Annotated in this window: 18 protein-coding genes; 9 read left to right on the top strand and 9 right to left on the bottom strand. The window is 47.3% G+C overall.

Translation table 11 applies throughout. The features are described from left to right. Positions 1-2 precede the first annotated feature (2 nt). The 5 genes from AC1RJL_RS17840 to rhlE all read left to right on the top strand — a co-directional run bounded on the left by AC1RJL_RS17840 (position 3) and on the right by rhlE (position 6964). Complete coding sequence (locus AC1RJL_RS17840; RefSeq protein WP_492916483.1) at positions 3-1751, top strand: diguanylate cyclase domain-containing protein; 1749 nt, start codon at positions 3-5, stop codon at positions 1749-1751. 14 nt (positions 1752-1765) lie between these two features. Then, complete coding sequence (locus tag AC1RJL_RS17845) at positions 1766-3307, top strand: FMN-binding glutamate synthase family protein (RefSeq protein WP_492916485.1); 1542 nt, start codon at positions 1766-1768, stop codon at positions 3305-3307. Between the two features lie 25 nt (positions 3308-3332). Then, the gene (locus AC1RJL_RS17850) at positions 3333-3878 is read left to right on the top strand and encodes a DUF3806 domain-containing protein (protein ID WP_492916487.1); all 546 of its coding nucleotides are present in this window, start codon (positions 3333-3335) and stop codon (positions 3876-3878) included. A gap of 184 nt (positions 3879-4062) precedes the next feature. Further along, complete coding sequence (locus AC1RJL_RS17855; RefSeq protein WP_492916489.1) at positions 4063-5298, top strand: multidrug effflux MFS transporter; 1236 nt, start codon at positions 4063-4065, stop codon at positions 5296-5298. Positions 5299-5554: 256 nt separating this feature from the next. Then, positions 5555-6964: an ATP-dependent RNA helicase RhlE gene (rhlE, locus tag AC1RJL_RS17860; RefSeq protein ID WP_492916491.1), complete on the top strand. Its 1410-nt coding sequence runs from the start codon at positions 5555-5557 to the stop codon at positions 6962-6964. Between the two features lie 74 nt (positions 6965-7038). On the opposite strand, the gene AC1RJL_RS17865 is transcribed toward rhlE, so the two are convergent. The 5 genes from AC1RJL_RS17865 to adk all read right to left on the bottom strand — a co-directional run bounded on the left by AC1RJL_RS17865 (position 7039) and on the right by adk (position 12328). Further along, complete coding sequence (locus AC1RJL_RS17865) at positions 7039-8049, bottom strand: tryptophan--tRNA ligase (RefSeq protein WP_492916493.1); 1011 nt, start codon at positions 8047-8049, stop codon at positions 7039-7041. Between the two features lie 142 nt (positions 8050-8191). Then, positions 8192-9220 (bottom strand): cyclic nucleotide-binding domain-containing protein, encoded by a 1029-nt coding sequence (locus AC1RJL_RS17870; RefSeq protein WP_492916495.1) that lies wholly within the window; start codon positions 9218-9220, stop codon positions 8192-8194. Between the two features lie 284 nt (positions 9221-9504). Beyond that, complete coding sequence (locus tag AC1RJL_RS17875) at positions 9505-10839, bottom strand: M18 family aminopeptidase (RefSeq protein WP_492916497.1); 1335 nt, start codon at positions 10837-10839, stop codon at positions 9505-9507. 16 nt (positions 10840-10855) lie between these two features. Next, on the bottom strand, positions 10856-11581 hold the full coding sequence (gene tsaB, locus AC1RJL_RS17880; RefSeq protein ID WP_492916499.1) for a tRNA (adenosine(37)-N6)-threonylcarbamoyltransferase complex dimerization subunit type 1 TsaB: 726 nt from the start codon (positions 11579-11581) through the stop codon (positions 10856-10858). Positions 11582-11674: 93 nt separating this feature from the next. After that, positions 11675-12328, bottom strand: a complete 654-nt coding sequence (gene adk, locus AC1RJL_RS17885) for an adenylate kinase (protein ID WP_492916501.1) — start codon at positions 12326-12328, stop codon at positions 11675-11677. A gap of 285 nt (positions 12329-12613) precedes the next feature. Here adk and AC1RJL_RS17890 point away from each other — a divergent pair, with 285 nt between their 5' ends. Further along, the gene (locus tag AC1RJL_RS17890) at positions 12614-13084 is read left to right on the top strand and encodes an Lrp/AsnC family transcriptional regulator (RefSeq protein WP_492916503.1); all 471 of its coding nucleotides are present in this window, start codon (positions 12614-12616) and stop codon (positions 13082-13084) included. 74 nt (positions 13085-13158) lie between these two features. On the opposite strand, the gene AC1RJL_RS17895 is transcribed toward AC1RJL_RS17890, so the two are convergent. The 3 genes from AC1RJL_RS17895 to AC1RJL_RS17905 all read right to left on the bottom strand — a co-directional run bounded on the left by AC1RJL_RS17895 (position 13159) and on the right by AC1RJL_RS17905 (position 18170). Continuing rightward, positions 13159-14799 (bottom strand): methyl-accepting chemotaxis protein, encoded by a 1641-nt coding sequence (locus AC1RJL_RS17895; RefSeq protein ID WP_492916506.1) that lies wholly within the window; start codon positions 14797-14799, stop codon positions 13159-13161. Between the two features lie 132 nt (positions 14800-14931). Continuing rightward, a complete protein-coding gene (locus tag AC1RJL_RS17900; protein WP_492916508.1) occupies positions 14932-16395 on the bottom strand; it encodes an NAD-dependent succinate-semialdehyde dehydrogenase in 1464 nt (487 codons plus the stop codon). 47 nt (positions 16396-16442) lie between these two features. Then, positions 16443-18170: a potassium/proton antiporter gene (locus tag AC1RJL_RS17905; protein WP_492916511.1), complete on the bottom strand. Its 1728-nt coding sequence runs from the start codon at positions 18168-18170 to the stop codon at positions 16443-16445. A gap of 203 nt (positions 18171-18373) precedes the next feature. On the opposite strand from AC1RJL_RS17905, the gene AC1RJL_RS17910 reads away from it, so the two are divergent. Together AC1RJL_RS17910 and AC1RJL_RS17915 are read left to right on the top strand one after the other, a co-directional pair. Next, positions 18374-20371, top strand: coding sequence for a VacB/RNase II family 3'-5' exoribonuclease (locus tag AC1RJL_RS17910; protein ID WP_492916512.1), 1998 nt, complete (start codon positions 18374-18376; stop codon positions 20369-20371). Positions 20372-20406: 35 nt separating this feature from the next. Next, on the top strand, positions 20407-20874 hold the full coding sequence (locus AC1RJL_RS17915; RefSeq protein ID WP_492916514.1) for an EVE domain-containing protein: 468 nt from the start codon (positions 20407-20409) through the stop codon (positions 20872-20874). A gap of 103 nt (positions 20875-20977) precedes the next feature. Here the strand turns inward: AC1RJL_RS17915 and AC1RJL_RS17920 are convergent, their stop codons facing one another. Beyond that, positions 20978-22018 carry a succinylglutamate desuccinylase/aspartoacylase family protein gene (locus AC1RJL_RS17920; RefSeq protein WP_492916516.1) on the bottom strand — a complete coding sequence of 347 codons (1041 nt, stop codon included), beginning with the start codon at positions 22016-22018 and terminating at the stop codon, positions 20978-20980. Positions 22019-22049: 31 nt separating this feature from the next. Here AC1RJL_RS17920 and AC1RJL_RS17925 point away from each other — a divergent pair, with 31 nt between their 5' ends. After that, positions 22050-22451 (top strand): hypothetical protein, encoded by a 402-nt coding sequence (locus tag AC1RJL_RS17925; protein ID WP_492916518.1) that lies wholly within the window; start codon positions 22050-22052, stop codon positions 22449-22451. Positions 22452-22621 lie beyond the last annotated feature (170 nt).

Here is a 22621-nt window from a genome sequence, read left to right on the forward strand (position 1 = left end):
TTATGGGTTCAAGGATTGTTATCAAGCTCGCCATTTGGATTGCCGTGTTGAGTATTTTAAGTGCGGGCATCAGCGTATATTTTACTTACACTCACGGGCGGGCGCTGTTGATTCAATCAGCCAAAGATAAATTGGCTACAGCCACCCAAGTGCTCGCCAACCGCTATTCTTTTTTTATTGCCGACATCACTAAAGATCTTCTTTTTATCTCGCAGCTGCCCGCTATTAATGAAATTGCGTCCAGCCAAACTTCACAGATCGCACAACATCGGAAGCGATTGGCAACTGCACTCGCAGGATTTCTCAGATCCCACGAAGAATACAATCAAGTTCGCTTCATTAGCGCGCGCGATCATGGACGCGAGCTGGTACGTCTCGATAAATCACAAAACTCCGTGCACATCGTTGAAGGCATTGCACTGCAAGAAAAAGCGCACTATTCCTATGTTTACAATACCCTGCAACTGAAAGCTGGCAGTGTATTTGTATCCGGAATACGCCTGAATAAAGAGCGCGGCTTGCTCGATGGTTACGGAAAACCCAGCGTGATAGTCGCCACTCCGGTTTATAGCGCAGACAATAGTGTATTCGGAGTTATTGTGATCAATGTCGATCTGGAAAAAATGTTCTCATTAATTGAGACTGATGTTCCCGAAGGAATCGATGTTGTAGCTACAAATTCGGCAGGCGATTACATACTTCACCCCGATCTGGAAAAAACTTTTGGTTTTGATAAAGGTATGCGCATTATGATGCAAGATGATATGCCTATATCCCAGCGCATTTTTTCCGGTGAATCATCCCGATTGGTTGCCGAAGTGCCCGATCTGCTTGCCCCTGAAAAACAAGCAGTCATTTCCCTAACCAAAGTTCCTTTCGCCATGGAATCGGACGAAAAATATATTGTGTTAGGATTGGTGAGCAATCTTGATGCAGTACTGGCCGACAGCCGCAAGCTGGGCATTACCAGCCTGCAAATATCCGTTACCTTCGGAATTTTATTTGTACTCTTATCGCTGATGCTCGCACGGAAAATAACCACACCATTACAACGCATGGCTACTACTTTTGCGCGCTTTAAACAAGGCGATCCCGTACCTGAACTCAGCACTAATCGCGAAGATGAATTGGGGTTGCTCGCGCGTAACTTTTCGATCATGGCTAAAAAATTAAACGCGCAATTACACGAACTTAATAGCCAGCGCCAATATCTTCACAAGGTTGCGCACCATGATGCGCTCACCGGTTTACCGAACCGGATTTTATTAGAGGACCGCATTGAACAAGCATTGATTAGCGCACGGCGCGATAAAGTAGAAATTGCAGTTATGTTGGTAGATCTGGATGGATTTAAGCCAATAAATGATAAATACGGCCACGATATCGGCGATAAATTATTGCAAGAATGCGCTGCACGTATGCTCACCTGCATTCGCGAGACAGATACGGCTGCGCGTTACGGTGGCGATGAATTTATGATCATTATTTCTGCCAGAGACCTGCAATTGCGCGGTATGAGTGCGCGCCATCTCAGCCGCCAGGTTGCTGAGAAAATTCGCAATGCACTCAACCAGGGCTTTAAAATTGAAAACTTCTTGCTGAATATTTCCTGCAGTATCGGTATTGCACTCTATCCACAAGATGGTGATGAGAAAAATACTTTAATCAAACATGCTGACCTTGCCATGTATTACGCAAAATCAACAGGCAGGAACAACGTAAAATTATACACTGACATACAAATTGATTAGGACTCTTTAGCACTATGATTGATTTGCACTGGGCGTTAACACTGCTGACCTGGCTTGAGGTCATGTTTATTATGCTGGTTGGTCTGGCCTTATTGGCAGTAGTGATTATGTATATCACCGATATTACCCAAAGCACCCATACCATCCGCAAAAACTATCCGGTTCTCGGCCGCTTCCGTTATTTTTTTGAACATTTGGGTGAATTTTTCCGGCAATATTTTTTTGCGCATGATCGCGAAGAGATGCCCTTTAATCGTGCAGATCGCTCATGGGTATATCGCGCGGCTAAAGATGTAGACAGTAATGTCGGCTTCGGCTCGACACTCAACCTTAATGAACCGGGTACATTGATTTTTCTAAATGCCGCATTTCCGATAATGGAAAGTGACGCGTTGATTCCATCGCCAGTAATACTTGGCCCGTTTTGCAAAACGCCTTATACCACCCGTTCCATTTTTAATATTTCCGGTATGAGTTACGGGGCAATTTCGAGTCCTGCAATCCTCGCATTATCGCGCGGTGCCGCCAAAGCGGGCTGCTGGCTCAATACCGGTGAAGGTGGTTTGTCTCCTTATCATCTTGACGGTGGCTGCGACCTGGTATTCCAGATCGGCACAGCTAAATACGGCGTACGTGATTTGGAGGGTAATTTAAGTGATGCACGCTTGCTTGAATTGGCAGCCAAGCCGCAAATTAAAATGTTTGAGATAAAGTTGAGCCAAGGCGCAAAGCCGGGCAAAGGCGGAATATTACCCGCCGAAAAAGTATCGGCAGAAGTCGCATTCATTCGCGGTATTACCGAGGGCCAAGCTTCTATTAGCCCGAATGGTCATACTGATATCCGTTCAGTGGTTGATCTATTGAAAATGATCAATCATATCCGCAACCTCACCGGCAAACCGGTTGGTTTCAAAGCAGTGTTAGGCGAGAAAAAATGGTTGGTTGATTTGATAAATGAAATTCGTGTGCAGGGTATCGAATCTGCACCGGATTTTATTACGCTCGATAGTGCTGATGGTGGCAGCGGCGCGGCGCCACAACCACTGATGGATCACGTTGGCCTACCGATAAAAGAAAGCTTGCCATGGCTAACTGCACTGTTAAATGAAGCCGGGTTAAAAGAGCGCATCAAAATTATCGCAGCCGGCAAATTAGTGACTCCACATATGGTTGCCTGGGCCTTGGCCAGTGGAGCAGATTTTGTAACCAGCGCGCGTGGTTTTATGTTTGCACTTGGCTGTATCCAGGCATTGCAATGTCATAAAAATACTTGCCCAACCGGTATTACTACCCACAATACAAAATTACAAAAAGGACTCGATCCTGCAGATAAAGCAGAGCGGGTTTCATCTTATCAAGGCAACATTACCAAAAGTGTGGGGATGATCGCGCATTCCTGTGGTGTAGCTGAACCACGCCAACTAAAGAGTGATCATATCAATATCGTTAATGCTGATGGATTTTCTGTGCCGCTGGATGAAATTAATCCACAACCACTGATTTTTACATCACCGGAGATTTCTGTTCCCGGCAATGAATCCCTTGCGAAAAATTAATCCGGTACTTCATGATCCAGTAGCAATGAAAAACTTACGTACTTCTTTAATCGCTATAATTTTGCTCGCCTGCGCTACTCCTGCTGCATTTGCACAGTCGTCCTCCAGGAGTGTCAGCATCAGTGATTTAGGATGGATCGATAAAAACCAAATGGAGCAAGATGTCTCCAAACTCAATGAATTAACACTGACCAAAATAGGCATGCCGATTCGGCGTGACCTTGGCGATTTGAATACATTGCAGAAGTTGCTTGATCAGCATCTGATCCCCAGGGATGATTACAAAATGCAACAAGCAATGGGCATAGTGTTGGGTAATGTGATGCAGGCAGATTTTCCCGATACTCTTGCATGGAAAATCTATGAAGATAATATTGGACGCAGCCGTGCGCTCTGTGTAAAAGAAACCAGCCACTGCTTGTTTCCAATTACTATGTTATCCCGCCGTATCGAACTGGGAAGCAAACCGGATGTTAAAAAAGTCTACACTGATGCTATTGCACTGATGGAAAGATATTTGCCGCAGTTGCCTTATGGCGGAGGAATGCGCTATCGGTTGCCACGCCCATAGACAATTCAAATCATCACTTCTACCCAATATTTATAGGTACCCCTGTCGATTTTCTTCTTTCCTGTTCGACTAGCAGTTGCCACTGCACAAAATTTACTGGCATGTACTTACTGACATACGCCAACACCATCATTTGGGTATGATAGCGTCTATGCGGAAATGCCTTATTAACGGAAATATTCTTATGTCTGATTACTCTACACATCCTACGGCCTCGCGCATTTCCGCAAAGGAATTTACGCTGCTGGTCGCTTTACTGATGTCCATAGTAGCAATGTCAATTGACGCATTGTTGCCTGCTCTGGGCTTTATCAGTAAAGAGATTACTCTCGAGCACGCCAATCAGGCGCAATACATTATTAGCGCATTATTCCTGGGAATGGCGATTGGTCAATTGGTGTGCGGGCCTCTATCAGATGCAACCGGACGCAAAAAAATTCTCTACGCCGGTATCCTTTTATTTTTGTGCGGCAGCGTGATCTGTTTTTTTGCACAGGACATTAATACCTTGCTGGTTGGCCGCTTTATCCAGGGCCTTGGCGTTGCCGGCCCCTACGTTTCCGCCATTTCTATCGTGCGCGACAAATATGCAGGTAACGAAATGGCACGCGTCATGTCGCTGGTGATGATGATTTTTATTATGGTGCCTGCCCTTGCCCCGAGTATTGGGCAAGCTGTATTGCTCGTAAGTTCATGGCGTTATATTTTTGTGCTCTACATTGCTTACGCGTTAATTATCGGGGTATGGATTTTCTGGCGACTGGAAGAAACCTTGCCAAAAGAATATCGAATACCATTCAGCACACGCGGTTTTATTGATGGTTTTAAGGAGGTTATCAGCAATTACACCACCATGTGTTACACCCTTTGTATGGGTTTATTTTTTGGCAGCTTCCTTGGTTACCTGAACTCATCACAACAAATTTTTCAGGATTTATTTCAAACCGGAAAACTATTCACCGTGTATTTCGGCTTGCTCGCCCTCGTCTTTGGTGTAGCATCAATGGTGAACGCACGCTTCGTACAAAAATGGGGAATGGATTTTTTATGTAACCGTGCCGTTCTGGGAATCATTATCAGCTCCGCAATTTTTCTTGTGGTGCAAATGTTAATGCCTGCGAATCTCTGGGTATTTTTGGCTTATGCATCAGTACTGTTTTTTTGTTTCGGTTTAGTTTTTGGTAATGTAAATGCAATGGCAATGGAACCTATGGGTCATGTCGCCGGTATTGCATCCGCCATTATCGGTGCAACTTCATCGATTATGTCGATGTTGATCGGCACTGCTATTGGCCAGTTGTATAACGATACCTTGATACCTGTCACCAGCGGCTTTTTGGTATTGGGCACTATTGCATTCGTTATTTTGCATCTCGCGCGCAACAAAAAGGCATCGCTCGACCAAGTAACTGCCGATTAATTTCACCACGCCAAGTTCATCACACTGTAAACCCATCACACAGTCGCCTTTCAGCAGATGCTGAAAGGCGCAGACCCAGTGCTTTTACTTAACAAAAAGTAACTGGCATATTTTGCACTAACTGCGTACCATGCGCGCCGACACCCTTAAGGTCAGTGTCGCCCTCCTCTGCTGTCAAACACCCAAGCGTGTTTGCCACATCTCAGCTCGCCAGACCTTGCCCGCCACGCGGGAGGCCGAGCAACAGGAAAACATTATGTCTTTTGAAACTCTCGGTCTGCGGGCCGATATTCTGCGTGCTATTGCCGATCAGGGCTACAGCACGCCTACTCCTATTCAATTACAAGCCATTCCCGCCGTGTTAAAAGGCGGAGATATTCTAGCCGGTGCCCAAACAGGTACCGGAAAAACTGCCGGTTTCACTCTGCCATTGCTGGAAAAATTAAGTAACGCTCCGGCTCCACAAGTGGGTAGCCGCCGCCCGGTGCGCGCACTGATTTTGACTCCAACCCGCGAACTCGCAGCGCAAGTATTTGAAAGCGTGCGCGATTACGGCAAGTATTTACCCTTGCGCTCGACCGTCGTTTTTGGCGGTGTAAGTATTAATCCGCAAATGATGAAATTGCGTGGTGGTGTCGATATCCTGGTTGCCACTCCCGGTCGCTTGCTCGACCTGGTAAACCAAAATGCGGTAAGCCTGCGCAATATCGAAATATTGGTGCTGGATGAAGCCGACCGCATGCTCGACATGGGCTTTATCCATGACATCAAAAAAGTATTGGCCTTGCTGCCGAAACAGCGCCAAAACTTACTGTTCTCCGCCACATTTTCTGATGAGATCAAAGCGCTCGCCGATAAATTGCTTAATCAACCAACATTGATTGAAGTTGCACGCCGCAATACCGCATCCGAGCGCGTGACCCAATGTGTCCATCCGGTAGATCGCAATCGCAAGCGCGAACTTTTATCGCACCTGATTAACAAAGGTGATTGGCAACAAGTATTAATTTTTACCCGCACCAAACACGGCGCCAACAAATTAACTGAACAATTACAAGACGATGGCATAAGTGCTGCTGCAATTCATGGCAACAAAAGCCAGGGGGCGCGCACCAAAGCATTGGAAGATTTTAAACGCGGTGCGATTCGCGCATTGGTTGCAACGGATATTGCTGCGCGTGGAATTGATATCGACCAATTGCCCCACGTTGTCAATTATGAATTACCCAATGTGCCGGAAGATTATGTCCATCGTATCGGCCGTACCGGTCGTGCAGACGCTGAAGGTATTGCAGTTTCATTAGTGTGCGTGGATGAAATTAAATTCTTGCGCGACATTGAAAAGCTGATCAAGCGCGACATTGGCAAAGAAGTTATCGCCGGTTACGAGCCAGATCCAAATGTTAAACCTGAACCTATTGTACTAGGTCGTCGCATGACGATTGGTGCAGGTACAGGCGCGGGTAAAAACGGCGGTGGTAGATCCGCAGCCAAGAAGCCGGCACTGGGACAAAAACCGAAAAATGGCAGTGGCGCAAAGCCACAGGGCAAAGAAGGAGCGCACCGCAAAGGCCAATCGCAAGGCGGTGCAAAACCACCCATTAACAGCAATCGCGCTAATGCAGGAAAACCGCAACAAGCTCGCCGGCCACAAGCGGCAAGCTAGTTTTTCAGGATAAGCTCAAATAAAAAATCCCTGCGATCTCAACGATGGCAGGGATTTTTTCAACTACAAAGACTTTATTTTATTTTGCGAATCCCAACCGCTTCACGCACTTTTTCTAATAGGGGCTGACTGTACGCCCGCGCTTTTGCAGCGCCTTTTTGCAACACTTCTTCGATATGCGCCGGATTAGCAAGCAGGGATTCATATTTCTCCCGCGCTTCGCCAAGTTGCCCATTAATCAATTCAAACAGCTGACGCTTTGCTTCGCCCCAACCGATGCCATCGGCAAATTGCTGGCGCATTTCTGCAGTCTGCTCTGCAGTCGCGAAGGCTTGCCAGATTTGGAATACTGGCGAGGTATCCGGATCTTTTGCCTGGCCTGGCTCCAATAAGTTGGTAAGGATTTTATTAATCGATTTTTTCAGCTGTTTTTCCGGCAAAAATAATGGAATGGTATTACCGTAGCTTTTACTCATTTTACGGCCATCCAAACCTTGCAATATCGCATTTACATTGTCATCCACTTGCGCTTCCGGCAGGACAAAATGTTCGCCGTAATGGTGGTTGAAACGCGCTGCTATGTCGCGAGCCATTTCGATATGCTGGATCTGATCACGACCAACCGGAACCTTATTGGCGTTAAACATTAAAATATCGGCCGCCATCAAAATCGGGTAAGAGTACAACCCCATGGTGATGCCATAATCGGTATCTTCACCCGCTTCCAGGTTGGCATCTACCGATGCTTTATACGCATGGGCGCGGTTCATCAAACCTTTCGCAGCATTGCAGGTGAGGACCCAGCAAAGCTCTGGAATTTCCGGCACATCGGATTGGCGATAAAAAATAGCATTGTCAGTATCCAAACCCAACGCTAACCAGGTCGCAGCAATTTCGCGGGTAGATTGATGAACCAAATCCGGGTCTTGGCATTTAATCAATGCGTGAAAATCTGCCAAGAAATAAAAGGATTGCACGTTCGCACTTTGGCTCGCCTGAATGGCGGGACGAATGGCGCCAACATAGTTGCCAAGATGGGGAGTACCTGTGGTGGTAATGCCGGTTAAAACACGTTGTTTGGTCATGATGCCCTATCTGTAATCGATGGATAGCGGAAAAATCAGGGCGCCATCATACAGGCAAGCGACAAGAATTTGCAGCTTGCACTTTATTAACCTGACAGTGAATTGGTACTGCGGGCAAATACCGGTCCTGACAATGACAGGATTATAAACCCGAATAATAATTAGCTGAGTCGCGCAAAATACAGCTCTCAAATCCAGCCTGAGTCAGGAGGTGTGAGGCCACATCACAGCGACGACCGGAATCATCAGTGACCACATAGGTGATTGCATCATCAAGATTTTTAAGATGGTTGCGTAATTGGTTGAGCGGAATATTGCGGCTATCCGGTACCGCTTGCACACGCCGCTCCAAGGGTAAACGCACATCGAGAATTTGATAGGCAGGCATATCGGCCGTGCGCGCCTTAAGCTCCTCGGCCGTTACGTATTTCAACACAGGCTCCTGCAGCAACTCGCGAAAATCCTCTTTGTCCAAACGCATCACTTTGCCGGGAGTAATCATTTTTATGGTCGCGTTGCGCGTGGTATCACCGACTAAGGCCTCTTCGCCAAAATAATGTCCGGGACGCAATGCCGCGAGGATTTTGCCAGCGGGATCCATCACCATGGCGCTGCCGGATTCCAGCACATAGAAATAATCTCCGCGTTCGCCCTGCTTGATAACGACTTCATCGGCCTGCACTTTTTGCGCTTTGAACCGGATAAACAGTTGGCGGATATTAGCGGGAGGCAAGCGACTGAACAGCGGGGATTGCAGTAGCGACGACATCCAATCGCTGTCGTCGTGCAAACTAATGCCGGAAGTGTCCACTTCTTCGTCGCTCGACTCGCTCCAGGCCAGCACCAGGTCGAGAAAATCGCTATCGACAGACAAAAGCGTCACATCGGATTTGGCGACTGCGGATACTTGCGTCGGTTGGGTAATGTTCAATGGCGAGCGGCGCGATTCGCTGGCGGGGTTGATGGTACTTACTTGAAAGCCGGAATCAATTAGATCGACGGTGCCGCTAACCAGATACACCTTCTCTGGAAATGGGCGGCCGCGCTTGAAAATGATTGCGCCTTTGGTAATTTCCCGCAGGTTCGCTTTTTCGGCAACTTGCACCAGATATTCGTGATTAAGGGTATTAAAAGGCGCAAAAGACGCTAATACATCAAGGCTAATCGCCATTTTTCAGCTCCACTTACTCTACACACGGCCGCTAACGCTAATCGCAATAGACTGATTTGATTACCGAACGATAAAAAGACTTTTATTAGGAAAAGATGGCCGATTATAAACAGTCGATACTGTGAGGGGGTGAGCTTGTCGCCAGTATTAGCGGTTGGTCACAGCTGGATTGCGAGCGGTTGCACTTTCGTCAGGAAAATCCAACCGCTCAGCTAAAAACACTTGCTCAAAATACGCGCACACCCATGGTCGCGCAAATACCAATTAGTAGTTGCGGACGCCACTTAGCCGCGAGATATAAGCGCAATAGGTGATTTTGAGTAATTAAAGAATTCAACCGCCGCTTTGTAGAGATACCAGCCATCGCGTACGCCCGCCAATTCGCGGATAGAATGCATGGCAAATGTCGGCGAACCCACATCAATAGTTTTGATCCCCACTTCGGACGCCACAATCGGGCCAATCGTACTGCCGCACCCCATATCAGTCCGTGCTACAAACACCTGTACAGGCACTTCGGCTTTCTCACACAACAAACGGAAAAACGCACTGGTTTCGCTGGTTGTAGCATAACGCTGATTGGCATTGACCTTGATAACCGGGCCGCGATTTAGCAAAGGACCATGATTTTCATCATGCTTGTCCATAAAGTTGGGATGAATTCCGTGGGCATTGTCGGCCGATATCATCATTGAGCGCTCGATTACCCGTACCCGGGTATCGACGTCAGGGACTAACCGCTCAAGGAACTGTTGCAACATCGGCCCTTTAGCGCCGCAGCAAGAAGTGCTCCCCACTTCTTCATGATCAGTGCAAATCAGCAAGCTTGAAACCTCATTATCAGCCTCAAGTAGCGCTTGTAAGCCAATGAAACAGCTCAATAAATTATCCAGTCGTGCGCTGGAAATGAAATCTTGTTCGAGCCCAATTAATGCGGGGGGCTGGGTATCATAGAGACTGATTTCGTAATCCAATACCTGCTTGATCGCTAATTGGGGCTGCTGTCGCTGCAACTCGGCATGCAGCAGCCCACGAAAGTCAGGCAGCGGCGTATCATCGGTTGGCAACTGCAACACCAAAGGCACTATGTCTTTCTGGGCATTGATAGTGCGGAGATTATTGGCCTCGCGATCCAAATGGATCGCCAAGCTGGGCACAACAGCGATGGGACGCTCAAAATCCACCAAGGTACTGGCGATTTGATCGGACTGATCGCGATAAGTAACCCGACCTGCCATGGATAAATCGCGGTCATACCAAGGTGCCAACAAAGCGCCGCCGTAAACTTCCACGCCCAACTGAAAATAACCGCGACGATTTAACTCAGCACGCGGTTTTACCTTTAAACAGGGGCTATCAGTATGCGTACCTAACATGCGTATTCCACTATCCAACAGGGATTTGCCATAGACGAAAGCAATAATCGACGAATCGTTGCGCGTTACCAAATAGCGCTTACCCGGCTCAAGCTCCCAACTATCCCCTTCATAAAGTGGAATAAATCCTTTGCCTAGCAACATCGCAGCAATATTTTCAGTGGCGTGAAATGGTGTGGGCGATGCGTGCAGGAATTCAAGCAAACCGGTGTTGAAATCAACCATGGAGCTGGAGGCAGTCATAATAACGTCACCAAATTCAAGTTTCAGAAGTTCCCAAATCGGGATTACGAATGCGCTGGCGCTTTTGCCAGGAGATGGTATCGCGCAAATATACCGGCTCCGCATCAAGCACATCAATTGCGCCACCAGCAAACCAGACTTTTGCCGCAATCAACGCCATTTCTTCGGCTTGTGGCTGGATATCCACCACTGTAGTACCTGCTGCGAGCTGCTGCATTGCCGGATAATGCCAACCGGAACCAATCGCAATAAATTGCCCGCCCAATTGCTGGATAGGATCTTGCATTGATAGCAATTCGGGCTTCATCACACTTTCAGCGCAAAGCGCCAGTATCGAATCACCATCGCGAGCGAATAACCCCGAATAAACCTCATCCATACGCGCATCCAGCGCTGCCAATACCGGAAGGTTCACATCTGGATTAGCGCGATAATACGCCAGCGCCATAGACTCAAGCGTGGATATGGGAATAACCGGAAGTTGGGCGCCGAACGCCAAACCCTGAACGATTCCCATACAGATCCGTAAACCGGTAAAAGAGCCTGGTCCGCGGCCAAATGCAATAGCATCCAGCTCACGCAAGGTGAGATTATGGCTTTGCAAGAGTTCATCCACCATCGGCAATAATCGTTGGGTGTGGCTTTTGGCTGCCAGCTCAAACCGGGCACTTAATTGCCCGTGCACATTGAGTGCAACCGAACAGGCATCTGTGGAGGAATCCAGGGCGAGAATCAAACTCATAAAACTACACAATAAAAGTAATGAGAGGGAAAAGGGAAACACCAGACAAAAAAATAGGCTCCGTAGAGCCTATTTTTGCTGTATCGCACTGAATCAGCCCAATACAGTCAGCAGTTGTTGGCGAATTGAATCGACACTGCCGATACCGCTAATACGGGTATATTTAGGCACTTTAACTTTAGCTGACGCCGCCAGCCCCTGATAGAACCCTACCAACGGCTCGGTTTGCTCATGATAAACACCAAGACGTTTGCGCACTGTCTCCTCGGTATCATCAGGACGTTGAATCAACGGCTCACCGGTCAAATCATCATGATCAGCCACTTTAGGTGCGTTGTGAATCACATGATAAACGCGGCCAGAAGCTTCATGCACGCGACGGCCACTTAAACGCGAAACAATTTCTTCGTCCGGAACAAAGATCTCAATTACATGATCGATATCAACGCCGGCATCCAACATCGCTTGTGCTTGTGGGATAGTGCGCGGAAAACCATCAAACAAAAAGCCATTAGTGCAATCACTGGAAGCAATACGCTCTTTTACCAGAGAAATAATCAGGTCATCCGGCACCAAACCACCAGACGCCATAATATCTTTGGCCTGCAAGCCTAAAGAAGTTCCCGCTTTAACAGCAGCACGCAACATATCGCCAGTCGATATTTGCGGGATACCAAACTTCTCCATAATCAGTTGCGCTTGCGTACCTTTACCGGCACCTGGCGCGCCCAACAATATCACTCTCATCTCGGATTGCTCCTCAGCATTATTTTTATCGGGTCAAGTGGGGAGTCCCCTTGTCCTCGAACACGGCACAAAATGCCAACAAAGGAGGCGTACGATACACGCCCATGAGTCCAATCACAATATGCGGGTTGAGCACCGTCCTGAAAAAGCGGCAGAAGGTTGTGGTTTTTAATATATAAGCCAGATAAATAGGGTTTTACAGTTAGATGCATCCTCAATTTATTGTCATAGGAAAATTTTCATCCTAGAATAGCCCCTCGTAACCCAGCCATTCAGGACAGTCCCATGCCCAAGTCAGTCGAGCTCGATGAGTATGATCGAAAAATCTTGCGCGCCCTTCAGGAAAATGCTGATTATTCTATGGCCGATCTCGGCAATATGATCGGCCTTTCACATACTCCCTGCTGGCGACGCCTCAAGCGCTTGGAAGTGGAAGGTGTGATTCGCGGGAAAGTGACCTTGCTCGATCCCAAACTGCTTAACTTGGGCGTGACAGTTCATGCTTATATCACTATTAAAAATCACGATGCCCCATCACTTGAGGCATTTGAAGAAATGGTGCAGGCAATTCCGGAAGTCGTTGAGTGTTATTCAACCAGTGGCGAAAAAGATTATGTTTTACGCGTAGTAGTAGAAAGCGTTGAGCATTACGAGCGGCTGATGAAACAAACACTGATCCATTTACCAAACATTGGATCAATCAATTCTGCATTTGCACTAAAACAAGTAAAATTCACCACACAATTGCCAATCTAATCGTGCAGCCGCAATTTTTGTTGCAATAAAAAACCGGGGATAAATGCCCGGTTTTTTATTTCTAAAAATTAAACTCACACTTTGAATTGCATCAGGAGTTGACGCAGTTGAATAGATAATTCATTCAAACGTTGACTTTCTACCGCTGTTTTTGACGCACCCTCTGCAGTATTCATGGCTAATGAATTAATCTGCACCAGATTTTTATCAATTTCCGATGTAACCGAGCTTTGCTCTTCCGCAGCAGTAGCAATTTGCAAAGTCATATCTGAAATTTGTTTTACTGCAGTACCAATTCCAGTCAATGACTGCCCTGCTTCAGTTGCCGAGCTTACCGCTTCGGTTGTCATGGTCGAGCTACTGCCCATTGCATCTACAGCATGTTGCACACCTTGTTGCAATTTACTTAACATGCCCTGAATGTCTTCAGTCGATTTTTGCGTGCGGCTCGCGAGTGTGCGCACTTCATCTGCAACTACTGCAAAACCACGCCCTTGTTCACCGGCACGTGCCGCTTCGATAGCAGCGTTTAGTGCTAATAAATTGGTTTGCTCCGCAACACCGCGAATGACATCAATAACAGAAGTGACATTTTTCGCTTCACTTTCCAGGCGCAACATAAATTCTGCTGTTTCGCTGATACGAACAGCCAAACTTTGCACACGCTCAACAGCAAGATGGATGCGCTCCTGGCCGCGATCAGTAATCGACGTTGCTTCTTTAGTGTTTTGCGCGGTGTCACTGGTATTACGCGCAACTTCTTGAATCGCCATAGTCAATTCATTCACCGCCGTTACCACCATGGTAATTGCATGGCATTGATCATCGGCAGCACGCTGGCTGTTGCTGGACACCACCAATAAGGACTCGGCCGCTTTGGAAACTTCGGCAGCATTTATTAATACGCTACCAATAATTCGCTGGAGCTTTTCGATAAAATTATTGACATACGTTGCCAACTCACCGAGTTCATCCTTGGTATTCACTGGCAAACGCAATGTCAAATCACCATCACCTTCAGCAATATTTTGAATACGATGACTGATTTGACGAACTTGATTCGCAACCAACATTGGCAGGAAATACGCAGCCAACAAACTCACCAACGTTCCAATTACCACCAGTGCGAGTAACTGCGCCGAACTGGTTGACTGATTTTCATCAATTACGACGGTAAATTGATCGACATGCTCGAGACGTTTTTCTTGCAGCTCATCAATATAAGTACGTAAATGTTCAAACGCTTTGGATGCACTACCGTAGGATTTTTCTTGTGCAAGTGCACGGCTCGCATCATCGGATAAACGTGCCGCATTAATCACTTCAGCCGCCTGAATTTTCCAGGCATTGTAACGGCGAGTGAATTCTTCACGCTCACCGGGTGTTGAGGTGTTGGAAATGTCGAGGGATTGATAGACGCGGTCTTGCGCTTGCTTGGCATTCTCACTTTGTTCAGTAAATAAATTCTGGTGCACTGAACTATCTAATTGAAGCAATGCGCGCTCAGCCAGCATCGCTTGATAAAGATCACGATCAGCCTGAATGAGCAATTGAATTTCGGGTAAATTGACTTTGGCGATAGTAGTGGCATTACCGCCGAGCACTTTACTGGTGCTGATGGCATGTATGCCCATGTACAACACCAAGGCAACCAACAGCAATAACGGAAGGGTGAGTTTCCAACGCAAACTTAATGCTTGATACCAGCCAAACATGGCAAACCTCATCATTAATTTTTTGAAAATATCAGATCACTGATATTTTCAAGTCTAGTAACGATTCGGAAATTTGCTATAAAAATGGGCTTTTAACCTGGAAGAACCAAGGCAACGCACACAAACAGGATATTAAAACTGCTCGCACAGATATTTGATATTTACATAATCATCAATCCCGTAAAGCGAACCCTCCCTACCCCAGCCAGATTGTTTTATTCCTCCGAAAGGCGCCATTTCGTTTGATATCAAACCGGTATTGATTCCAAGCATTCCTGTCTCAATCACATCTGAAAGCTGTTTTATCCGCTTAGCCGAACGGGTATAACAATAACTCGCCAAACCGAATTCGCTGCTATTGATCAACGCAATTACTTCTTCATCCGTATCAAAAGCAACCAAACCCACAACAGGCCCAAAAATTTCCTGCTGATTTAATTTTGCATCGCGAGCAACATCCAGTAATAAAGTCGGTGGATAAAAATGCCCTTGCCCGGTTACCTCCTTATTTAATTCTGTTTGATATCCAATACGCGCGCCTTTTGCTAACGCATCATCAACCAGTGCTTGCACTTTATCTACAGCATTTTTAGAAATAAGCGGGCCGATGGTAATTTCCGAATCAATCCCATTTCCTACTGCTAACTGTTTCATCGCTGCAATCAGTTTCTCGCTAAATTGCGTATAAATCGAACGATGAATATAAAAGCGATTGGCGCAGACACAGGTTTGTCCTGCATTACGGAATTTGGATGCGATAGCACCTGTGACAGCCGCATCCAAATCCGCATCATCAAATACAATAAACGGCGCATTACCGCCCAATTCAAGCGTGATACGTTTTACGTCATTAGCGCATTGCCGGATCAGTTGTTTACCAACCGCCGTTGAACCAGTGAATGATAACTTGCGCACAACAGGATTAGCGGTCAATTCACCGCCAATCGCAGCCGAATCCTTGCCGGGAAGGATATTAATAATCCCGGGAGGAATGCCGGCTTCTTGTGCCAATACAGCCAAAGCCAATGCCGATAAAGGAGTTTCAGAAGCCGGCTTTGCGACAACTGCACAACCGGCAGCAAGTGCGGGCGCAAGTTTGCGCGCAAGCATGGCGCAAGGAAAATTCCAGGGTGTAATTGCCGCTACAACGCCAACAGGTTGCTTGATAACAAGGATTCGCTGATTTTGATTTACTGGCGCAATAATATCGCCATAAATACGCTTCGCCTCTTCGGCAAACCATTCGATATAACTCGCACCATAAACAATCTCTGCACGAGCCTCCGCGAGTGGTTTACCCTGCTCCAGCGTGAGGATCTGTGCAAGTTCATCCTGATGCTGTAAAACCAAATCAAACCAGCAGCGTAAAATATGGCTGCGTTCTTTCGCTGTCTTTTGGGCCCAGAGTGATTGTGCTTTTGCTGCCGCTGCAATTGCCCGTCGGGTTTCGGTCGCACCAGCATCAGCTACAGAGGCGATAAGTTCGCCGGTTGCGGGATTGGTTACCGGGAAGGTCTGGCGGGAATCTGCTTCGCACCAGATACCATTAATAAATGCGTGAGTACGCACCAAAGGAAAATTGTTCAAGTTCGCCATAAACGATCGCTCCATCATTTAAGCGGCTCCTATTTAGCCGCTTGTGTTCAAGCCACCTTTTTAGCAGTCGACTTCACCCCGATTTTGCGAACAGTATTGCCATCGACTTCTGCAATCGTCCACATCATACCGCTCCATTCGGCGTGGTCGCCTACCACAGGTTTGCCACCAACCATATGCGCAATCAACTCGCCCAATGTCTTATGCTCTCCAAGGTCGGTCATATCTAATGAATAGAGCATCGCCAAATCACCTAGTTCAGCATCCCCCTGAATAATAAAGTCGCCGAAGAAGCTTAAATCCAATGTGCGTTTCGGTGCTTCACTGAACAATTTCCCCAGCGCGGGCAAATCGTGTTCGTGGCCGATCACACACAGAATATCGCCGGCCATCAGGCGCGTACTGCCGGATGGATGGAGCATTTCTTTCTTGCGAAATAGCGCAGCGATGCGGGTATTTTCCGGCATATGCAGTTCGCGCAAGGCGGCACCAATACACCACTTTTCGACACCCAACTTATAAATGAATAATTCCCACTGGCTGGTGATATGAATTTCCAGACCAGCGCGCGATATAGGCGAAGGTATTTCCGGCACCACAACATTGGCTTTTTTGGCCGCGTAGGAGAGCGTAGTCCCTTGCAGCAGCATCGAAACCAGTACAATAAAAAAGGCGATGTTGAAAAAGAGCTGGGCATTGGGCAATCCCGCCATAAGCGGAAACACCGCCAAAATGACCGGCACTGCGCCACGTAATCCAACCCACGATAGAAATGTCCTCTCACGCAAATTAAAGCTGCGGAAAGGCAATAACCCAATAAAAATAGACAGCGGCCGCGCAAACAGAATCATCCATAGCGACAAGGCCAGCGCTGGTATCGCGATGGGCAACAACTGGCTCGGCACCAACAATAAGCCCAACACCAGAAACATCCCGATCTGGCTCAACCAGGCAAGTCCGTCAAACATATGCAAAATGCCGTGGCGATTGCGAATCGGCTGGTTTCCCAGCAAAAGGCCGCATACGTACACAGTGAGAATCCCACTGCCGTGCAGAACACCGGCGACGCCATACAGCAAAATGCCCCCGCTAACCGCCAGCAACGGATATAAACCATCCGATATAGCTAACCGATTAATCAGTTGCAACAACAACCAGCCGCCGCCCAATCCGAGTGCGATACCAATACTGAATTCGTGGATGAATTTGGTCAGGACGCTCCAGCTAAAACTGCTTTCCCCCGCCGCGATCATCGCAATCAAGGTAACGGTAAGAAACATCGCCATAGGGTCGTTACTCCCCGCCTCTATCTCCAGCGTCGAACTTACCCGCTCATTGAGACCTTTGCCGTTCAGGAGATTAAACACAACGGCGGCATCGGTAGAGCCAACAATAGCGCCAATCAAAAGACCTTCCATTAATGACAGATCAAATAACCAAGCCGCCGCAATGCCGGTTAATCCAGACGTTATCAACACTCCTATCGTCGCCAATGACACCGCCGGCCAAAGCGCAACGCGGAAAGTGGCAACGCGTGTGCGCATACCGCCGTCCAGGAGAATCACCGCGAGCGCAAGATTGCTCACTAAGTAAGCAATTGAATAATCGGTGAACACAATTCCACCAGGGCCATCGACTCCTGCAACCATTCCCACGGCGAGGAAAATCACCAGAATAGGAACGCCCACCCGCGTCGAAAGCGAGCTCAGCAAAATACTGGCGGCGACCAAAACTGCCCCGATAAGCAGAACGTGATTAATTGAGACAGCGTCCAAAAAAAATAGCCCTTATGCAGAAATTCAATAAAAACACCTGTTAATCAGGAACGATTGTAGACCTTTGGCGCCCAAGACTGTCAGATTTATCAATGAGTAAAGCCCATTTCAAGAAAATAAATAGCTGCCCCAGATTTGCGCAACATGCCAAACAATTCCAGCTATAATCCGCGCCATAATCCTTACTCTATAAGATGTACTTCATGCTCAATAAAGATGCTCTGCAACAACTCGCTCAGTTAAAGTCCGCTATCGCCGTTACCAAAGATATCGTCCAAGGCTCGGTACGCAGTACTACCAAACGCTTTGGCTTTCTTATTCTTGACGATGGTCGGGAGGCGTTTATCGATCCGGAGCAAATGATACGTGTGCTGCCTGATGATCGGGTAGAAGCAGAAATCAACACCAACAGCAAAGGCCAATTTGAAGCAAAACTGATCAAATTGATTAAGCCAGGCTTAAAAGAATTTGTCGGTCGCTATGTTAATAAAGGCAATACTGATTTTGTCGAGCCGGATGTAAACAATTTTAACCGCTGGTTATTTATTCCCCCGCAAGAGCGTAAAGGATACAAGGTTGGCGATTTAATCCACTGCGAAATTTCTCGTCATCCTTTTAATAGCGAAGGCAAAACCCAGGTTCATATACTTAACCGTATCGGCACTACAGAAGAACCCGGCGTAGAAAGCCGTTACAGCATTGCCAAATTTCAAATTCCGTTTGAATGGCAACCGGTAACACAAAGCCAGGCCAGCAGTATCAATTGGTCGCCGCTCACATTTGACAACAACGAGCTGGATTTAACCCATCTCCCATTCGTCACTATTGATTCCGAAAATACGCGCGATATGGATGATGCGATTTATATCGCACCGAATGATAACGGCTGGGAATTAATTACTGCGATTGCCGACCCAAGCAAACACATCAGTTTCGATAGTCCGCTTGAGCAATCTGCGCGCACGCGCGCCAGCACACTCTATTTACTCGGCCAAACTGTCACTATGTTGCCGGTAGATTTATCCCACGATACCTACTCACTGGTGCCCGAGCAAAAACGCCCGACGTTAATTTGCCGCATGCAAATTTTACGCGACGGCACTATCAGTACATACGAATTTGCCGAAGCACAAATTCGTTCGCACTACAAATTAAGCTACCAGGGCGTATTCGATGCATTGATGAGCACCGGCGAATCGCCTCTCGCAGCGCCTGCTTACATTCACGACATGCTGGTGGAATTACGATCATTTGCGCAAGCCCGTACGCAATATCGCTACACTAATGCCTTAGTGATGGAAGAGCGCCCCGATTATTCTTTTGTACTGAATGACCAAAAGAAAATTGATCATATTGAAAAACGCGAGCGTAACATTGCGCACCGCATGATCGAAGAAGCGATGCTGGTCACCAACCTTTGTGCCGGCGATTTATTCTTACAGCACCCGGGTTACGGTATCTTTTCAAGTCATATTGGCTTCCGGCCTGAGCGTATCAACGATGCTATCGCGCTCATTCAGGAGGATCGCCCGGATTTAACTGTGGGTGATTTAACCCAACTCGACAGCTTTCAAAAATTGTTCAGTGAGCTGCGTTCGAACCCAGGCAATCATCCCAACAGCGCAACCTTGCATTCACTGTTGCAACGCATGTTGCAAGCAGGCTCACTGACATTTGATCCTATCCCGCATTTTGGTTTGGGCTTCAAAGCCTACGCGATGGTGACCTCGCCTATCCGTCGCTATAACGATTTGTTCAACCACCTCGCCATCAAGCGAATTCTGCGCGGCTTACCGGCAGAAAAGGTCGGCGACAAAAAACAATTTACCGAGCAATTACAAAATCAACTCAACACCGGCCGCCAAGCCTGCCGCTATACTGAAGCATGGCTGGGTTGCCAATATGCAAACCAACACATTGGTAGCGTACACCCTGCCAGTATTGGATTGGTTAATTCGTTTGGTATCGGCGTGAAACTGGACGACTGGGGTCTTGAAGGCTATGCCCTGCTCGCCGCCAAAGAAAGTGAAGTGAAAGCGCAATTTGATTCCCGTCGCCTGAGCCTCACTATTGAAGGCAACACCTACAAACTTGATGAAAAAGTATTTGTGCTAATCAAAGACGTGGACATTGATAAACGCAAAATTAATTTGGAATTGGTCAGTGCAGAAACCGCACAGCGTGTGAGTGCATGGCTCTAATTTCTCTGCGCTAGCAGATGATTCAGGAGTAAGTGATGGCAAAAAATTACTGGTTATTTAAAGCGGAACCACATATCTACGGTATCGATCACCTTGCCGCCGCACCACAAAAAATCGGCCGCTGGGATGGCATCCGCAACTACCAAGCCCGTAATTTTTTGCGCGACCAGGTCGCCCTGAATGATGAAGTCTTCATCTACCACAGCAGCTGCAAAAACGTCGGCATAGTCGGCACCGCCAAAGTCGTAAAAACTGCCTACCCCGACCCCACCCAATTCAATCCTGAAAGTGATTACTACGATCCAAAATCTACGCAAGAAAACCCTCGCTGGGTTTCGGTGGATATCCAACTCACGAAAGTATTCCCCCGATTGATTCCGTTAGTTGAAATCAAAGCACAACCACAATTGGCAAATATGGTGTTGGTGAAACAGAGTCGCCTGTCTACACAGCCGGTGACGCCAGAAGAGTGGAAAACCATACATTCATTACTTTTAGCTTGAAACACTTTGAATATGTAGACATAAAAGCTGCACCTTACTCAGTTGGACAGGTTGTCCAACTTTTGGGGTGCAGTTCAAATTGCTGGCTTTTTATTTTATTTATCTACTCATCCGCCATACGATCTTGCGCTTTGCTTACACCAGTTTCCGGTTCATCTATTTCATCAGTTGAATCAACACCGGAATCATCACCGTCTTCCTCATCTTCTTCCGGTACATTCTGATTGATTTGGCTTTCTTCGATCAGGATGGCTTCCGGTGTTTGAATACCGATGTGGTAAGCGGCAAAACCGGGGAGTACAACTTGATCCAATGCCATGCCGATTATTCTGCCGGTGTATGGCGATCTAATTGTTGTGCGTGCGTTGGTAATGGGGTCGGTTACGGTGCCGAGTACGTCATCTTCTTTTACACGCTGACCGAGAGTGGCTTTGCTAAATAAAATTCCGCTTTGGTTGGCGCGTACCCATGCGGAGCGATAATAAACAGGGGCAATACGATTCCAACGTTTTTGCTTGCCGTACATGCCGGTTTTGGCGAGCAGAGTGTTAATTGCATTAACACCTTCTACTACCACTTCACTTTGCATTGCCATTGGCTCCCCGGCTTCCAATGTAACTGCAGGGATACCTGCACGCACAGCAGCAGTGCGCAAGGAATTGGGATTACCACGACCATTAAGCACGGCGATCACACCAAAGTTTTGCGCAAGCTTTGCGACATTTTCATCGGATAAGTCGGCGCGCAGTTGCGGCAAGTTTGTGCGATGGAATGAACCGGTATGAAGATCCACCAGTGAATCGCAATGCATAATTATTTTGGTAAAAAACGAATAGGCTAAACGCGATGCAGAGCTACCGTGTGTATTGCCAGGAAAATAACGATTCCAATCGCGGCGGTCGGGCAAATAGCGCGAGTTACGACGGAAACCCATGATATTGGCAACAGGCACACCAATAATCGTACCCGACAGTTTTGAAGGATCGATATCGAATATCACCCGGCGAATCATTTCAATTCCATTTAATTCATCGCCATGAACTGCACCGGTTAAACACAGTGTTTTCCCTGGATTTGCGCCATGCACAACCAGAATTGGAGTTTCTTCACTAAAACCACCCACTGCCGTTTCCGAACTCCACATAAGGCGCACAGATGAGTTGGGTTTTACTTCGGTGTCTAAAATAAATTTTGATACCGCAAATGGCGGTGGCTGCGCCACCACCGTTGCTGCCGTATTGATTGATGAAGCGGCGGATGATACCGGTACTGAACTCGCAACTGCTTCGACAGAACTTGCAGCAAAAGATGATTCAGTTGCACCAACGCTGGCAGCATCAGCAGAACTAACTGCATGCACAATTGATGAGGATTCCAGCGCGACAGTTTGTTTTGCGACATCACTTGCTGCAGATGATGAGGACTTTGCTGGTGGCGGTGTTTTGGCCACTGACGATTTGCCCGCAGATGATGACGCTACTGCTACAGATGAACGGGAAAGTGGATTGATGGCTAAATCGACGTTGCCCAGTTTAATAGCAGCGAGCGATGACGATATTTTTGTCTGGATAGGCTGAGCCTGTGCGAACATAGGCAAGGTCGCAACTGTTAAAACGGTAAAAGCGATAATGGCTGGATAAGCGTGCAAATTTTTTATTATTCGCTTCACTGTTATTGTTTGCGGCATAGAGTCAATTTCTCGCTACGGAGCCTGCGTTTTTCAAAATTGTAGTCAATTATCGGATAC

It is taken from the genome of Cellvibrio sp. GW822-FHT04B05 (genome assembly GCF_058800985.1).

Coding starts and splice junctions, on each gene's coding strand:
- AC1RJL_RS17870 (WP_492916495.1), bottom strand. CDS start 9,220: ATGGCGATTAGCCTTGATGTATTAGCGTCTTTTGCGCCTTTTAATACC.
- AC1RJL_RS17910 (WP_492916512.1), top strand. CDS start 18,374: ATGCTCAATAAAGATGCTCTGCAACAACTCGCTCAGTTAAAGTCCGCT.
- AC1RJL_RS17920 (WP_492916516.1), bottom strand. CDS start 22,018: ATGTGGAGTTCGGAAACGGCAGTGGGTGGTTTTAGTGAAGAAACTCCA.
- AC1RJL_RS17865 (WP_492916493.1), bottom strand. CDS start 8,049: ATGACCAAACAACGTGTTTTAACCGGCATTACCACCACAGGTACTCCC.
- rhlE (WP_492916491.1), top strand. CDS start 5,555: ATGTCTTTTGAAACTCTCGGTCTGCGGGCCGATATTCTGCGTGCTATT.
- AC1RJL_RS17890 (WP_492916503.1), top strand. CDS start 12,614: ATGCCCAAGTCAGTCGAGCTCGATGAGTATGATCGAAAAATCTTGCGC.
- adk (WP_492916501.1), bottom strand. CDS start 12,328: ATGAGAGTGATATTGTTGGGCGCGCCAGGTGCCGGTAAAGGTACGCAA.
- AC1RJL_RS17915 (WP_492916514.1), top strand. CDS start 20,407: ATGGCAAAAAATTACTGGTTATTTAAAGCGGAACCACATATCTACGGT.
- AC1RJL_RS17840 (WP_492916483.1), top strand. CDS start 3: ATGGGTTCAAGGATTGTTATCAAGCTCGCCATTTGGATTGCCGTGTTG.
- AC1RJL_RS17895 (WP_492916506.1), bottom strand. CDS start 14,799: ATGTTTGGCTGGTATCAAGCATTAAGTTTGCGTTGGAAACTCACCCTT.
- AC1RJL_RS17850 (WP_492916487.1), top strand. CDS start 3,333: ATGAAAAACTTACGTACTTCTTTAATCGCTATAATTTTGCTCGCCTGC.
- tsaB (WP_492916499.1), bottom strand. CDS start 11,581: ATGAGTTTGATTCTCGCCCTGGATTCCTCCACAGATGCCTGTTCGGTT.
- AC1RJL_RS17845 (WP_492916485.1), top strand. CDS start 1,766: ATGATTGATTTGCACTGGGCGTTAACACTGCTGACCTGGCTTGAGGTC.
- AC1RJL_RS17875 (WP_492916497.1), bottom strand. CDS start 10,839: ATGACTGCCTCCAGCTCCATGGTTGATTTCAACACCGGTTTGCTTGAA.
- AC1RJL_RS17855 (WP_492916489.1), top strand. CDS start 4,063: ATGTCTGATTACTCTACACATCCTACGGCCTCGCGCATTTCCGCAAAG.
- AC1RJL_RS17900 (WP_492916508.1), bottom strand. CDS start 16,395: ATGGCGAACTTGAACAATTTTCCTTTGGTGCGTACTCACGCATTTATT.